We start from the raw sequence: 14919 nt of genomic DNA on the forward strand, positions 1-14919 counted from the left end.
AAAGGTGAATGATATGGCAGGATTGGCAGCCGTCAGCAAATTGGCTGGCGAAACGGTAGGGCAAGAGTTTCTGATTTTTACCCTGGGCAACGAGGAGTACGGCATCGATATCCTCAAGGTGCAGGAAATTCGCGGCTACGATCAGGTGACCCGCATCGCCAACACGCCGGCGTTCATCAAGGGCGTTACCAACCTGCGCGGCGTGATTGTCCCGATCATCGATCTGCGGGTGAAATTCTCGCAGCAAAGCGTGTCTTACGATGAAAACACCGTGGTGATCGTGCTGAACTTTGGCCAGCGCGTGGTGGGCATCGTGGTCGATGGCGTTTCGGACGTGTTGTCGCTGACCGCCGAGCAGATCCGCCCGGCGCCGGAGTTCGCGGTGACGCTGGCGACCGAATACCTCACCGGTCTCGGTTCGCTGGGCGAGCGCATGCTGATCCTGGTGGATATCGAAAAGCTGCTGAGCAGCGAAGAGATGTCGCTGGTCGACAGCGTGGCGAAAAGCGTCTGATTCATGACCCCAGGGGGCAGGGCGCTGCCCCCTTCATCCATCACTCTTCCTGACCTGTTGCGACGCCGCAGGCCGCGCCCGGAACCCCCACTAAAAATAGTTACTTTCCCGCATAAAGTTTTGCCGCACGGCGCCGATAACTCTCACATTCAACGTCATCAGAGCCTGTCTGCGCGGGCTTCAACAAGGGAAATCATGTTAAATCGTATGAAGGTGGTCACCAGCCTGTTGCTGGTGTTGGTGTTGTTTGGCGCCTTGCAGTTGATTTCGGGCGGACTCTTTTTCTCCTCGCTCAAGAATGATAAAGAGAACTTTGCCGTACTGCAGACGATTCGTCAGCAGCAGTCTGAACTGAACGAAAGCTGGGTCAACCTGCTGCAGACTCGTAATACCCTGAACCGAGCGGGTATTCGTTACATGATGGATACCAACAAAATCGGCAGCGGTGCCAGCGTCACCGATCTGTTGACTTCGGCGAAGAGCATGCTGACGGTTGCGGAACAGCATTACGCCGCCTATGAAAAAATTCCTCTCGATCCGCGTCAGGACGCGCAGTCCGCGGAAAAGCTCAAGCAACAGTATGACATCTTGCACGGTGCTTTGACCGAACTGATTCAGCTGTTGGGCGAAGGCAAAATCAATGCTTTCTTCGATCAACCGACACAAAGCTATCAGGACGGCTTCGAGCAGATCTACAACACCTACCTGGCACAAAACGACAAGCTGTACCAAGGCGCGGTAGAAGACAGCAACAAGTCGTTCTCCTCGGCCATTTGGACGCTGGTGATCGTGTTGCTGGTCGTGTTGGCCGTGATCGTGCTCGTTTGGACCGGCATCCATCATATCCTGGTGCGTCCGCTGAACCGCATGATTGACCACATCAAACAGATCGCCGCCGGCGACCTGACTCAGCAGATCGTCGTCACCAGCCGCAACGAAATGGGCGTGCTGGCGGCCAGCCTGAAACACATGCAAAGCGAACTGATCGAAACCGTCAGCGGCGTGCGTCAGGGCGCGGACGCCATCTACAGCGGCGCGTCGGAAATCGCCGCGGGCAACAACGATCTCTCCTCCCGCACCGAGCAGCAGGCCGCTTCGCTGGAAGAGACCGCCGCCAGCATGGAGCAACTGACCGCCACGGTAAAACAGAACGCCGAAAACGCCCGTCAGGCTTCACAGCTGGCGCTGAGCGCCTCCGAAACCGCGCAGAAAGGCGGCAAAGTCGTGGCCAACGTGGTGCAGACCATGCACGACATCGCCGGCAGCTCGCAGAAAATCGCCGATATCACCGGCGTGATCGACGGCATCGCCTTCCAGACCAACATCCTGGCGTTGAACGCCGCGGTGGAAGCGGCGCGTGCCGGCGAGCAGGGCCGCGGCTTCGCGGTGGTGGCCGGTGAAGTGCGCAACCTGGCGCAGCGCAGCGCACAGGCGGCCAAAGAGATCAAAGGCCTGATCGAAGACTCGGTCAGCCGCGTCGATATGGGTTCCGTATTGGTCGAGAGCGCCGGCGAAACCATGGGCGACATCGTCAATGCCGTTACCCGCGTGACCGACATCATGGGCGAAATCGCCTCGGCTTCTGACGAACAGAGCCGCGGTATCGATCAGGTTGGCCAGGCGGTAGCGGAAATGGACCGCGTGACCCAGCAGAACGCCTCGTTGGTGGAAGAATCCGCCTCGGCGGCGGCGGCGCTGGAAGAACAGGCCAGCATGCTGACCCAGTCGGTGGCGGTATTCCGCCTGAGGCCGGAAGGCCAGGAAGAGTTTAAAGCGCCTGTCACCAGCAAGGCGACGGTAACACCGGTAATCAATCATAAGAAAATGAACGCCAGCGATCTGCAGGATAACTGGGAAACGTTCTGACCGGTATCGGGCCTCTCTCGCAGAGGCCCTTTTCCCTACGTAGGCCGGTCGCCGGCCGGCTGCAAGGAGGTTCACAGTGTTTAACCGAATCCGTATCTCTACCAGCTTGTTCCTGTTGTTGATGACCTTCTGCGTTCTGCAGCTGGCCAGCAGCGGCCTGTCGTATTCCGCGTTTCGCTCCGATAACCACAACCTCGACATCATCACCCTCGGCAGCCAGCAGCGCGATTCGCTCAGCCTGAGCTGGGTATCGCTGTTGCAGGCGCGCAATACGCTGAACCGCGCCGGCACCCGTGCGGCGCTGAAACTGCCGCAGGAGCAGGTGAACGAATTGATGAGCAGCGCCCGCAGTTCGCTGCAGAAGGCCGATCTTTATTTCAATCAGTTCATGGCGGTTGAGCGCAGCAGTGAGCAACAGAGTCAGCAGACGGCAACCACCAAGGCCAGCTACGAGCGGCTGCGCGGTGCGCTGCGCGAGCTGATTGGCTTCCTGGAGAAAGGGGAGCTGCAGGCGTTTATGGATCAGCCGACGCAGAAAACCCAGGACCTGTTCGAAGCCGACTTCGTGCAGTACCTGCAGTTGGTCAACGGCGACATCAGCGAAGCCAGAGACGCCAACCAGTTCTCCTTCACGCTGGCGGGCCTGATGCTGGCAGGGGCGGTCTTGATGCTGATCGTGGTGACCGGCAGCGCCATGTGGTGGTTACGCACCATGCTGGTACAGCCGCTGAACCAGATCCGCAGCCACTTTGAACGCATCGCCGCCGGCGATTTGGCGACGCCGATTCAGGTGTATGGCCGCAATGAAATCAGCATGCTGTTCGCCAGCCTGCAACGCACGCAGCAGTCGCTGATCGGCACCGTCGGCGCGGTGCGCGACGGGGCGGAGTCGATTCTGATCGGCCTGCAGGAGATCGCCGAAGGCAATAACGATCTCTCTTCCCGCACCGAGCAGCAGGCCGCTTCGCTGGAAGAAACCGCCGCCAGCATGGAACAGCTGACCGCCACGGTGAAACAGAATGCCGACAATGCGCGGCAGGCTTCTCAGCTGGCGCGCGATGCCTCGGCCACCGCGGCCAAGGGCGGCGAACTGGCCGGCGACGTGGTGACCACCATGCACGATATCGCCAACAGTTCGCAGAAAATCGGCGCCATCACCAGCGTGATCGACGGCATCGCTTTCCAGACCAACATTCTGGCGCTCAATGCGGCGGTGGAAGCGGCGCGCGCCGGTGAACAGGGGCGCGGTTTCGCCGTGGTCGCCGGCGAAGTGCGCAACCTGGCGAGCCGCAGCGCGCAGGCGGCGAAAGAGATCAAGGTGCTGATCGATGAATCGGTCAGCCGCGTCAAACACGGCTCGGTGCTGGTGGAAAACTCCGGCGCCACCATGCAGGACATCGTGCGTTCGGTGACCCGCGTGACCGACATCATGGGCGAGATCGCGTCGGCTTCGGATGAACAGAGCCGCGGCATCGAGCAGGTGACGCAGGCGGTGACCCAGATGGATCAGGTCACCCAGCAGAACGCCGCGCTGGTGGAAGAGTCCGCTTCTGCCGCCACCGCGCTGGAAGAGCAGGCCATTACCCTGGCTGACGCGGTCGCGGTATTCCGTCTGGCGGACGATAACTTCGTCGCGCCAGGTAACAGCAACAACGCAGTTTCACCCGTGGTAAAGGAAGCCCAAGATTGTTAAACCGCATAAGCAGCACGTGTTTCCCCGGTGAGGTGGCATGAAACAGGCGCCGTCAACTTCTAACCGGGGTACTGCGTCGATGTTGACGCAAATGGTGCAGCGCCTGCCGCTGTCGGACGTGCATTTTCGCCGTATCAGCCAGTTGATTTATCAACGCGCCGGCATCGTGCTGGCGGAGCATAAGCGCGAGATGGTTTACAACCGTCTGGTGCGCCGGCTGCGGCTGTTGGGATTGCACGATTTCGGCGACTACCTGGCGCTGCTGGAAAGCGATCCGAACAGCGCGGAGTGGCAGGCGTTTATCAACGCGCTGACCACCAACCTGACGGCCTTTTTCCGCGAGGCGCATCACTTCCCGATCCTGGCGGAACACGCGCGCTCGCGGCCGAACGGCTACAGCGTGTGGAGCACCGCGGCCTCGACCGGCGAAGAGCCGTATTCGATCGCCATCACGCTGAGCGATGCATTGGGCCAGCGGGCCGGCAGTTGCCAGGTCTGGGCCAGCGACATCGATACGCAGGTGCTGGAAAAAGCGGAAGCGGGCGTTTACCGCCAGGAAGATCTGCGCACCCTGACGCCGACCCAAATGCAGCGCTATTTCCTGCGCGGCACCGGGCCGCATCAGGGGCTGGTGCGCGTGCGGCCGGAGCTGGCGGCGCGGGTGAACTTTCAGCCGCTGAACCTGCTGGCGCCGGAGTGGGCGCTGCCGGGGCAGTTCGACGCCATTTTTTGCCGCAACGTCATGATCTATTTCGATAAGGCGACGCAGGAGCGCATCCTGCGCCGCTTCGTTCCCTTGCTTAAGCCGGGGGGGCTGATGTTTGCCGGCCACTCCGAGAATTTCAGCCAGATCAGCCGGGATTTCTACTTGCGTGGGCAGACCGTGTATGGGCTGACCAAGGAGAGGTAATGAGTAAAATCAGAGTGTTATGCGTAGACGATTCGGCATTGATGCGCCAGCTGATGACGGAAATCGTGAACGGCCACGCCGACATGGAGATGGTGGCGACCGCGCCGGATCCGCTGGTGGCACGCGATCTGATCAAAAAATTTAATCCCCAGGTGCTGACGCTGGACGTCGAGATGCCGCGCATGGACGGGCTGGATTTCCTCGAGAAGCTGATGCGCCTGCGGCCGATGCCGGTGGTGATGGTCTCTTCGCTGACCGGCAAAGGCTCGGAAATCACGCTGCGCGCGCTGGAGCTGGGTGCGGTGGACTTCGTGACCAAACCGCAGCTCGGCATTCGCGAAGGCATGTTGGCCTACAGCGAGCTGATTGCCGAGAAGATCCGCACCGCCGCCAGGGCGCGCCTGCCGCAGCGCTCCAACAGCCCGGCGCCGACGATCCTCAGCCACGCGCCGCTGCTGAGCAGTGAAAAACTGATCGCCATCGGCGCTTCCACCGGCGGCACCGAAGCGATCCGCCAGGTATTGCAGCCGCTGCCGGCCACCAGCCCGGCGCTGCTGATCACCCAGCACATGCCGCCGGGTTTCACCCGTTCGTTCGCCGAGCGGCTGAACAAGCTGTGCCAGATCACGGTGAAAGAAGCGGAGGACGGTGAGCGCGTGCTGCCGGGCCATGCCTACATCGCGCCGGGGGATCGCCACCTGGAGCTGGCGCGCAGCGGCGCCAACTATCAGGTGAAGCTGCATGACGGCCCGGCGGTCAACCGCCATCGTCCGTCGGTCGACGTGCTGTTCCGCTCGGTGGCGCAATATGCCGGCCGCAATGCGGTGGGCGTGATCCTCACCGGGATGGGCAACGACGGGGCGGCGGGGATGCTGGAGATGCATCGCGCCGGGGCCTATACCCTGGCGCAAAACGAGGCGAGCTGTGTGGTGTTCGGCATGCCGCGCGAGGCGATCGCCGGCGGCGGCGTCAGCGAAGTGGTCGAGCTGGACAGGATGAGCCAGCGCATGTTGGCGCAGATCGCCGGCGGCCAGGCATTGCGCATTTGATTTTAGTCCGCAGGGTTCACCCGGCGGCGATATGACCCAGGTTCGCCGCGTGGCGGCCTGCGGTTTTGCATCATTAAACGGTTAACTATTTCAGGAGTAACAATGGCAGACAAGAACCTCAGATTTCTGGTTGTGGACGACTTTTCCACCATGCGTCGCATCGTCAGAAATCTGCTCAAAGAGCTGGGCTTCAACAACGTCGAAGAAGCTGAAGACGGCGCGGATGCGCTGAACAAGCTGCGCGCCGGCGGTTTCGACTTCGTGGTGTCCGACTGGAACATGCCGAACATGGACGGGCTGGAGCTGCTGCAAACCATCCGCGCCGATAGCGCGCTGGCCGCGATGCCGGTACTGATGGTGACGGCGGAAGCCAAGAAAGAAAATATCATCGCGGCGGCGCAGGCCGGCGCCAGCGGTTATGTAGTGAAACCATTTACGGCGGCGACGCTGGAAGAAAAGCTCAACAAGATTTTTGAAAAATTGGGCATGTAAGGAGAGGGCGATGAGAGACATTCCAATGCCTGCCAGCGATGCAGCGACCGCGGGAGAGATCATCTCCCGCATCGGCCAACTGACCCGAATGCTGCGCGACAGCATGCGCGAACTGGGGCTCGATCAGGCGATCGCCCAGGCGGCAGAGGCGATCCCGGATGCGCGCGACCGTCTTGACTATGTCGTAACCATGACGGCGCAGGCGGCGGAACGGGCGTTGAACTGCGTGGAGGCGGCGCAACCGCGCCAGGCGGAGCTGGAATCCGGCGCGAACGCGTTGAAGGGGCGCTGGGACGAGTGGTTCGCCAATCCTATCGAACTGGACGACGCGCGTTCTCTGGTCAACGACACGCGCCAGTATCTGGATCAGGTGCCGGGCCATACGGCCTTCACCAACGCCCAGCTGCTGGAAATCATGATGGCGCAGGACTTCCAGGATCTGACCGGTCAGGTGATCAAGCGCATGATGGACGTGGTGCAGGAGATCGAAAAGCAGCTGCTGATGGTGCTGATGGAAAACATGCCGGAGCAGCCGGTGAAGGAAAAACGGCCGAACGACAGCCTGCTGAACGGCCCACAGCTCGATCAGAACGGCGTCGGCGTGATCGCCAACCAGGCGCAGGTCGACGATCTGCTCGACAGCCTCGGTTTCTGAGGCTTATCGGGGCGCGCAGCGGCGCGCCCCGACAACATTCCGCGCAGTTTTCGTCTCATCCCCTAAATAACCCGCCTTTTTCCCCGTTGTTCCGTCAATGACATCGCCAATTTTTTGGCATGCTGACCGCCATTCTTTACCCTCCCGACACAGGAACGGCGTTTCGTGGCTGAAGACAGCGATCTGGAAAAAAGCGAGGCCCCCACGCCCCACAGGCTGGAGAAGGCGCGTGAAGACGGCCAGATCCCACGTTCCCGCGAACTGACCTCGGTACTGATGCTGCTCTCGGGTCTGGCAATCATCCTGATGTCCGGCAGCAACATGACGCAACAGCTGGCGGCGATGCTCACGCAGGGCTTGAACTTCGACCACGGCATGGTCAGCAACGATAAACAGATGCTGCGCCAGCTGGGCATGTTGCTGCGCCAGGCGGTGCTGGCGCTGTTGCCAATCATGGCGGGGTTGGTGCTGGTGGCGCTCGCCGCGCCGATGCTGTTGGGGGGCATCCTGTTCAGCGGCAAGTCGATCAAATTCGACTTGAAACGGCTGAACCCGTTGTCCGGGTTGAAGCGTATTTTTTCCAGCCAGGTGCTGGCCGAGCTGCTGAAAGGGATCCTGAAAGCGACGCTGGTCGGCTGGGTGACCGGCCTCTATCTGTGGCACAACTGGGCGGCGATGTTGCATCTGATGACCCAGCAGCCGCTCGACGCGTTGGGCAATGCGCTGCAGATGATTCTGTTCTGCGGTTTTCTGGTGGTGCTGGGATTGACGCCGATGGTGGCGTTCGACGTGTTCTACCAGCTGTGGAGCCACTTCAAAAAGCTGAAGATGACCAAGCAGGATATTCGCGACGAATTCAAGGATCAGGAGGGGGACCCGCACGTCAAGGGGCGCATTCGTCAGCAGCAGCGGGCGATCGCCCGGCGCCGCATGATGGCCGATGTGCCCAAGGCGGACGTGATCGTCACCAACCCGACGCACTACGCCGTCGCGTTGCAGTACAACGATAAAAAAATGAGTGCGCCGAAAGTGCTGGCCAAGGGCGCCGGTGAAATCGCCTTGCGCATCCGCGAGCTCGGCGCGGAACACCGCATCCCGATGCTGGAAGCGCCGCCGCTGGCGCGTGCGCTGTATCGACACAGCGAGATTGGGCAACATATTCCGGCCACCCTGTATGCCGCGGTCGCCGAAGTGCTGGCCTGGGTGTACCAGCTACGCCGCTGGCGGCGCGAGGGCGGCCTGATCCCGAAAAAACCTGAACGTTTACCGGTGCCGGAAGCACTGGATTTTGCAAAAGAGAGTGACTCTGATGGCTAATTTGGCCTCCCTGCTTCGTTTGCCGGGCAATTTTAAAGATACGCAGTGGCAGGTGTTGGCCGGCCCGGTGTTGATCCTGCTGATCCTGTCGATGATGGTGCTGCCGTTGCCGGCGTTTATCCTCGACCTGCTGTTTACCTTCAACATCGCGCTGTCGATCATGGTGCTGCTGGTGGCGATGTTCACCCAGCGCACGCTCGAATTCGCCGCCTTCCCGACCATTCTGCTGTTCTCAACGTTGCTGCGTTTGTCGCTCAACGTCGCGTCGACGCGCATCATCTTGCTGGAAGGGCACACCGGTTCCGCCGCCGCCGGCCGCGTGGTGGAGGCCTTCGGCCACTTCCTGGTGGGCGGCAACTTCGCCATCGGTATCGTGGTGTTTATCATCCTGGTGTTGATCAACTTTATGGTGATCACCAAGGGGGCGGGGCGTATCGCCGAAGTGGGCGCGCGCTTCGTGCTGGACGGCATGCCGGGTAAGCAGATGGCGATCGACGCAGACCTGAACGCCGGGTTGATCGGCGAGGACGAAGCGAAGAAACGCCGCGCCGAAGTCACCCAGGAGGCCGATTTCTACGGCTCGATGGACGGCGCCAGTAAATTCGTGCGTGGCGACGCCATCGCTGGCCTGATGATCATGGTGCTGAACGTGGTCGGCGGCCTGTTGGTCGGCGTGGTGCAACACGGCATGGAGCTGGGAGCGGCGGCGGAAAGCTATACGCTGCTGACCATCGGCGACGGCCTGGTGGCGCAGATCCCGGCGCTGGTGATCTCCACCGCCGCCGGCGTTATCGTCACCCGCGTCGCGACCGATCAGGACGTCGGCGAGCAGATGGTGGGCCAGCTGTTCAACAATCCGCGCGTGATGCTGTTGAGCGCCGGGGTGCTCGGGCTGTTGGGCCTGGTGCCGGGCATGCCGAACCTGGTGTTCCTGCTGTTTACCGCCGCTTTGCTGGGCCTGGCCTGGTGGCTGCGCGGCCGCGAACAACAGGCGCCGAGAGCGGTTGAAGAGCCAGTGATGCCGGAGAACCCGCAGGCCGCCGAAGCCAGCTGGGCCGACGTGCAGTTGGAAGATCCGCTGGGGATGGAGGTGGGCTACCGGCTGATTCCGATGGTCGATTTTCAACAAAACGGCGAGCTGCTGGGGCGTATCCGCGGGATCCGCAAGAAATTCGCTCAGGACATGGGCTATCTGCCGCCGGTAGTACACATTCGCGACAACCTGGAACTGCCGCCTGCCAGCTACCGCATCCTGATGAAAGGCGTCGAAATCGGCAGCGGTGAAGCGCAGCCGGGCCGCTGGCTGGCGATCAACCCCGGCAATGCCGTGGGCGAGCTGGCGGGAGACAAAACCGTCGATCCGGCCTTTGGGCTCGAGGCAGTGTGGATCGACAGCGCTTTGCGCGAGCAGGCGCAGATCCAGGGCTTTACCGTGGTGGAAGCCAGCACCGTAGTGGCGACGCACCTTAATCACCTGATCGGTCAGTTCGCCAGCGAGCTGTTTGGCCGCCAGGAAACCCAACAGTTGTTGGATCGCGTGTCGCAGGAGATGCCGAAGCTGACCGAAGACTTTGTACCGGGCGTGGTATCACTGACCACGCTGCACAAGGTGCTGCAAAACCTGCTGGCCGAGCGCGTCTCTATCCGCGATATGCGCACCATTGTCGAAACGTTGGCGGAGCACGCTCCGGCGCAGAGCGATCCTTATGAACTGACCACCGTGGTGCGAGTGGCGCTGGGCCGGGCGATCACGCAGCAGTGGTTCCCGGGCAACGGCGAGATTCAGGTCATCGGTCTGGATACCCAACTGGAGCGTCTGTTGCTGCAGGCGTTGCAGGGCGGCGGCGGGCTGGAGCCGGGGCTGGCCGATCGCCTGCTGGAACAGGCGCGCCAGGCGCTGCAGCGGCAAGAGATGCTCAGCGCGCCGCCGGTGCTGTTGGTTAACCATGCGCTGCGGCCTTTACTGGCGCGCTTCCTGCGTCGCAGCCTGCCGCAGCTCGTGGTGCTGTCCAACCTCGAGATCAACGACGATCGCCAGATTCGCATGACCTCGACCATCGGAGCCGCTTGATGAAACGCTGTCTGTTCGTGCTGTGTTTGCTGGCCCCGTTGACTGCCGGCGCGGTGTCCGGCTCTTGGGTGGCCGAAGGGGCGGGAGTGACGTTGGAACAGGGCGGCATGAGCGATGAGTCCGCCGGTTTGCGGCCGCCGAACGTGCTGCCGGACGCCAATGCGCGCATCACCCGCGTCAGCTGGCGCTACCGTTTGCTGGGGCCGGAGCCGGCCGGGCTGCAGGCCCAGCTCTGCACGGTAAACCGCTGCATTGCGCTCGGCGGCGGCAGCGGCAGCAGCAACGGTCTGCAGGGCGAACCGGCCAATGCGGAATTGCGCTTTGTCTATTACGTGCAGTCGCAAGGCGGGTTGAATCCGCCGCTGCGGGTGATTGGCAATCAGGTGATCGTCAATTACGAATAGATCGCCGCCCGGTTCGGTGGGGTAGTTTGGCGCCGACCGGCGTTATGCTTAAGCGATAAAATGAGCCTGGAAATTCAAGACTCACGGCCGCCTTTGTCGCGCGGCACAATCTGGAGCCTGTTTGTGTGACAACAGTCATAATCCTATTTTTATACGTTGTTTCTCTCTTTGTTTTATTGTAATTTCCGCTTAATCTTCAAATTTATGAAGATTAAGTGTGCGTGAAGGGCGTTAATTTACCCGTCCCTCAGTAAATTATGCGCAATGTATTAACTATATAAATAATCCTCGCCGTACTCTCATAAAATTAAACTTATATGGAGTATCTATGAAAATTTTAAAATCATACATGCCATTATTACTTTTATGCGTGGCTTTCACCGCTTCGTCAAATAATCACTGCGATCCTTCCCGGACTGAACTGCCCGCCAGTTGCCTCACGGAACAATTCGCCATGTCGGTATTGTGGTATCAGAATGCGGCAGAGGCACGGGCGGCTTTTTATCAAGGGTATCAGTTGGGCAAGCTCCGACTTGAGCAGGAATTAAAGAATAAATCGGAGAAGCCGCGTGCCGTCGTGCTGGATCTTGATGAGACCGTGCTGGATGACAGCCCGCACCAGGCCTGGTTGATAAAGAACCAGTCGTTTTTGCTTGACGGTTGGGATGAATGGGTCGACATGGCAGCGGCGGAAGCCGTGCCCGGCGCTATCGATTTCCTGAGGTTTGCCGATGAAAACGGCGTTACCATTTTCTACCTGAGTGACAGAAAGCAGTCGCAGATTGACGTGACGCTAAAAAATTTACGCCGCATTAATTTGCCTCAGGCGAAAAAAGAAAATCTGTTGTTAAAAACACCGGAGATGCAGGGTAAACAGAGTCGTCGCGACAGGTTGGAAAGCCAGTATGACGTCGTGCTGTATTTTGGCGACAATCTGGCTGACTTTATTGATTCAAAAGGTAAAAGCCAGGCTGAAAGGAATAAAATGATGGAGGATGTGCAGCAAGAATTTGGCAAGCGTTTTATTATCTTCCCGAATCCGATGTATGGAGATTGGTATGGCGGTATTATCGATGGGCAGTTTAAAGCGAAAAACAATGAGCTTTATAAGCTGCGAGCGTCTAAATTGACGCCGTTTAAGTAACAAAAACAGGTAAGGTAAATGTAAGCTACGGGCATTTATGGCATGAATATAAATACCCTGAAGCGTTTTATTCAATAGGCCGATTCGCTGGCTCTCGATATGAAGCAATTAATAGAATCGATAATATATATCGGATAGTTCCTTGTTGTATCGAGGGCTGTTGAATGTGTTCTGATTTCAACTTCGATTGTCTGGCCGACGGCTGCCGACCTCATCCGGTGAGCGAAGTGGCGGGAGGGGCGCCTCAGGCCAGGATCGCCAGGCCGTTGCGTTCCACCAGCGTCAACAGCTTCATCGCGGCGGAGTTAGGTTGCGCTTCGCCGCGCTCCCATTTCTGCACCGCCTTTTTGCTGACGTTGAGATACAGCGCAAACACCGGCTGACTGACGTTTTCGCGTTCGCGCAATGCGCGGATCTCGGCCGGCCCGAACTGTTTTACCGGCCGCAGGCACAGCATGTCGAAGGTGCGCATGGTCACGTCGTCGACGAAACCGGCGCGGTGCAGGCCCTGAACTTCCTGGTGGATCGATTTCAGCATCTTGCTCATAGTTGTAACCTTATTAATTCCCCGCAGTTGACCAGCTGATACAGTCTGAATGGTGAATAATCCAGATACAGCGCCGCCAAATGCCGCCAGGAAATTAACTCATCCTGATTGATGTTGTCTCTTTCGTTTTTGGCAAAGCCATACATGAAAAAGATCCTGCCTTCATCTGCCGTTGCGATTAAGACCCGATACCCGCGCCGTTTTCCACTCCCCATCCGGGCGATGCGTTTTTTGTAAACGCAACCACCGAGATTGGCGTCGTACAACTGATTTTGCATCTCTCGCGCCGCTTTCACTATCGTGGCGTCACTGATGCGTTCGTCGCCGGCAAATGTCTGGAAGGCTTTTGTGAGATAAATGTCGGTCATTCACTCTCCGTGTGAAAATATACCCTTGATGGGTACAGATCAAGATGTTTAACGACCGAGCTAAGATGACGAAATAGGGAGTGATGGGGAACAGGAAAATATCCGTTCTGCGCAGCCTGGTGCATAGCGTTAAGGGAATTCAGAAAGCGGTAAGAAGAAATTGCGAGAGGCTGCGCATAACCGGGGAACCCGCGCCCGGCGGTGCGTTCACCGGGCGAAATGAGTCAGGTCAGACGCCGATTTTTCTGCCGAGCAGGCTGCCGGCGTGCGACTGGCCGTCCGGGCCATACAGCGATTTATTGTTCTTGCTCAGGATCGCCAGCGCCTGAGCGTTATGGTCGATCTGCTGATTGAGCAGCAGGCCATTGTGCTGATTCTTTTCGCGCAGCGTTTGGCTCAGCAGTTGAACGCGTTGCCAGCGATCGGCCAAGGGCGCATGGCTGGCGTAGGGCGCGCGTTGCCCGCAGGCTTTTTCCTGCCCCAGGCGCTGTTGCTCGAGGTAGGCGACCGTCGCCAGCAGCTGGCTTTTGGCATCGGTGACGCGCTGCAGCGCCACGCCGGGCAACTGGCCGGAACACAGCAAGTCGTGCTCTTCCTCCAGCACGCCATTGAGCGCCTGCAGCGTTTCCAACAGTTTATCCAGCAGTTGTGCCAGGTTTTCCATAGTGATGACTTATCCTTTACCGCTACTCGCCGCCGCGCCGTCAGTCGCGCCCGGCGATCCATTGAATGTCGCTCTGCGCGTCTTGCAGCAGCGCGTCGGCGATTTTGCCGGCGTCCATCTTCAGTTCGCCGCTGCGGATCGCCTGCTTGATGGCCTCGACCCGGCCCATATCGATATCTTGGGTGCCCGGCTGCATCAGGCGCGCCTGCGCCTCGCTCAGCTTGACCTGCGTGCCGCTGACGGCCGTTTCGGCCACGGCGGCCTTACGCGGTTGGAGCGGGTTGTCGGCCGGGGTTTCACGCGGTTGCACAGTGGAAACCGGCTGTAACCGCTGGGTGCGATCGATACTCATGGTCCATCTCCGTTTACGCCGTGACCGCTCGGGGGCGACGACGCTGCAATGAAAGTGTTGCGGCCCTGGTGGCCGATAAAATGCTGCTTGATTTGTCTTATCGGCAAGGTTTGCGGAACCTTTACTTTTTTATAACGTAATGCGGATCGCGCCGTCGTCCCCGACCACGCCGCTGACGATCTGCCCGGACGCCATGCGCACCCGCACGCTGTCTTCGGCGGCGGCGTTGTTCATCGCCTTACCCGAACCGCTGATGTTGAATCCTTCGCCCTGCGCGTTGACCTGTACCGATTGCCCGGCCTTGATAATCCAGGCTCGGCGCAGCATGGCGAGGGTCAGCGGTTGGCCGGGGCTGATGTTGCGCAGGCTGACGGCGCCCAACGCCTTGCCCGCTTCGGTCAGCGCGCGCGGCGGCAGGGTATCGAGCCGGCCTTCTTTCAACGTCAGATCCGCCGCGGTCAACCGGCTGCCGGCGCTGATGCCGCGCGCCGAAACCAGATAGCGGCCGAACACCTGCACCTGCGTCTGGATAAAACGCCGCTCCTGGCCACAGCGCGCCGAAATACTGACGTTGCCGCCGATCCGCGCGTTGGGCGGCAGCGACAGCTGCGGCAGTTCGCAGGCGGGCCATTGGGCCGGCGGCGTGCGCACCCGCACTTTCACCTGCACCGGTTCGCCGCTGAACTTGCCTTGGATGAAGCTTTCGATTTGCGTCGCCAGATCGTCGGCGCGCGCGTTCAGACTGCACAGCAGGCCGATAAGCAGCAGCATTTTACCTTTCATCGTCATCTTCTCAAGCCTCATCGGGATACGCGTAAGTGTACCCGCAGCGCGCGCAGGCTAAGCAGATAAATAGCGCCCCATTTTGCGTTT

At 59.8% G+C, this 14919-nt stretch carries 16 protein-coding genes; 11 read left to right on the forward strand and 5 right to left on the reverse strand.

The features are described from left to right. Positions 1-13: 13 nt before the first annotated feature. The 11 genes from cheW to ACJ8HN_RS02950 all read left to right on the forward strand — a co-directional run bounded on the left by cheW (position 14) and on the right by ACJ8HN_RS02950 (position 12115). Positions 14-514, forward strand: coding sequence for a chemotaxis protein CheW (cheW, locus tag ACJ8HN_RS02900; protein WP_025303271.1), 501 nt, complete (start codon positions 14-16; stop codon positions 512-514). Between the two features lie 195 nt (positions 515-709). Continuing rightward, entirely contained in the window at positions 710-2380 is a 1671-nt protein-coding gene (tsr, locus tag ACJ8HN_RS02905; protein WP_063990271.1) for a methyl-accepting chemotaxis protein, read from the forward strand. A 76-nt stretch (positions 2381-2456) separates the two neighbouring features. Then, positions 2457-4073 carry a methyl-accepting chemotaxis protein gene (locus ACJ8HN_RS02910; RefSeq protein ID WP_033653630.1) on the forward strand — a complete coding sequence of 539 codons (1617 nt, stop codon included), beginning with the start codon at positions 2457-2459 and terminating at the stop codon, positions 4071-4073. A gap of 37 nt (positions 4074-4110) precedes the next feature. Further along, positions 4111-4983, forward strand: coding sequence for a protein-glutamate O-methyltransferase CheR (cheR, locus tag ACJ8HN_RS02915; RefSeq protein ID WP_197805680.1), 873 nt, complete (start codon positions 4111-4113; stop codon positions 4981-4983). Next, positions 4983-6032, forward strand: a complete 1050-nt coding sequence (locus ACJ8HN_RS02920; protein ID WP_346424670.1) for a protein-glutamate methylesterase/protein-glutamine glutaminase — start codon at positions 4983-4985, stop codon at positions 6030-6032. Before cheR ends, ACJ8HN_RS02920 begins: the two co-directional genes overlap by 1 nt. Before the next feature lie 102 nt (positions 6033-6134). Continuing rightward, the gene (gene cheY / locus ACJ8HN_RS02925) at positions 6135-6524 is read left to right on the forward strand and encodes a chemotaxis response regulator CheY (protein ID WP_004934862.1); all 390 of its coding nucleotides are present in this window, start codon (positions 6135-6137) and stop codon (positions 6522-6524) included. Between the two features lie 10 nt (positions 6525-6534). Then, on the forward strand, positions 6535-7179 hold the full coding sequence (gene cheZ, locus ACJ8HN_RS02930; RefSeq protein WP_004934858.1) for a protein phosphatase CheZ: 645 nt from the start codon (positions 6535-6537) through the stop codon (positions 7177-7179). A gap of 165 nt (positions 7180-7344) precedes the next feature. Further along, complete coding sequence (gene flhB, locus ACJ8HN_RS02935) at positions 7345-8496, forward strand: flagellar biosynthesis protein FlhB (protein WP_060430457.1); 1152 nt, start codon at positions 7345-7347, stop codon at positions 8494-8496. Further along, complete coding sequence (gene flhA, locus ACJ8HN_RS02940; protein ID WP_442523026.1) at positions 8489-10567, forward strand: flagellar biosynthesis protein FlhA; 2079 nt, start codon at positions 8489-8491, stop codon at positions 10565-10567. Before flhB ends, flhA begins: the two co-directional genes overlap by 8 nt. Further along, complete coding sequence (locus ACJ8HN_RS02945; protein WP_442523027.1) at positions 10567-10971, forward strand: flagellar protein FlhE; 405 nt, start codon at positions 10567-10569, stop codon at positions 10969-10971. The genes flhA and ACJ8HN_RS02945 overlap by 1 nt, the downstream gene beginning before the upstream one ends. Positions 10972-11299: 328 nt before the next feature. Beyond that, positions 11300-12115 (forward strand): 5'-nucleotidase, lipoprotein e(P4) family, encoded by an 816-nt coding sequence (locus ACJ8HN_RS02950; RefSeq protein ID WP_442523028.1) that lies wholly within the window; start codon positions 11300-11302, stop codon positions 12113-12115. 244 nt (positions 12116-12359) lie between these two features. Here ACJ8HN_RS02950 and ACJ8HN_RS02955 read toward each other — a convergent pair whose 3' ends face one another. The 5 genes from ACJ8HN_RS02955 to flgA all read right to left on the reverse strand — a co-directional run bounded on the left by ACJ8HN_RS02955 (position 12360) and on the right by flgA (position 14829). Then, positions 12360-12662 (reverse strand): helix-turn-helix domain-containing protein, encoded by a 303-nt coding sequence (locus ACJ8HN_RS02955; protein WP_033653634.1) that lies wholly within the window; start codon positions 12660-12662, stop codon positions 12360-12362. Further along, a complete protein-coding gene (locus ACJ8HN_RS02960; RefSeq protein ID WP_033647787.1) occupies positions 12659-13030 on the reverse strand; it encodes a type II toxin-antitoxin system RelE/ParE family toxin in 372 nt (123 codons plus the stop codon). Before ACJ8HN_RS02960 ends, ACJ8HN_RS02955 begins: the two co-directional genes overlap by 4 nt. Positions 13031-13259: 229 nt before the next feature. Continuing rightward, complete coding sequence (locus tag ACJ8HN_RS02965; RefSeq protein WP_033634998.1) at positions 13260-13694, reverse strand: flagella synthesis protein FlgN; 435 nt, start codon at positions 13692-13694, stop codon at positions 13260-13262. Positions 13695-13734: 40 nt separating this feature from the next. Next, positions 13735-14046 carry a flagellar biosynthesis anti-sigma factor FlgM gene (flgM, locus tag ACJ8HN_RS02970; RefSeq protein WP_033653635.1) on the reverse strand — a complete coding sequence of 104 codons (312 nt, stop codon included), beginning with the start codon at positions 14044-14046 and terminating at the stop codon, positions 13735-13737. Between the two features lie 129 nt (positions 14047-14175). Beyond that, positions 14176-14829 (reverse strand): flagellar basal body P-ring formation chaperone FlgA, encoded by a 654-nt coding sequence (flgA, locus tag ACJ8HN_RS02975; RefSeq protein ID WP_033634996.1) that lies wholly within the window; start codon positions 14827-14829, stop codon positions 14176-14178. Positions 14830-14919 lie beyond the last annotated feature (90 nt).

The sequence above is a fragment of the Serratia sp. CY29653 genome, from assembly GCF_052169255.1.
GTDB classification, from domain to species: Bacteria; Pseudomonadota; Gammaproteobacteria; order Enterobacterales; family Enterobacteriaceae; genus Serratia; species Serratia sarumanii.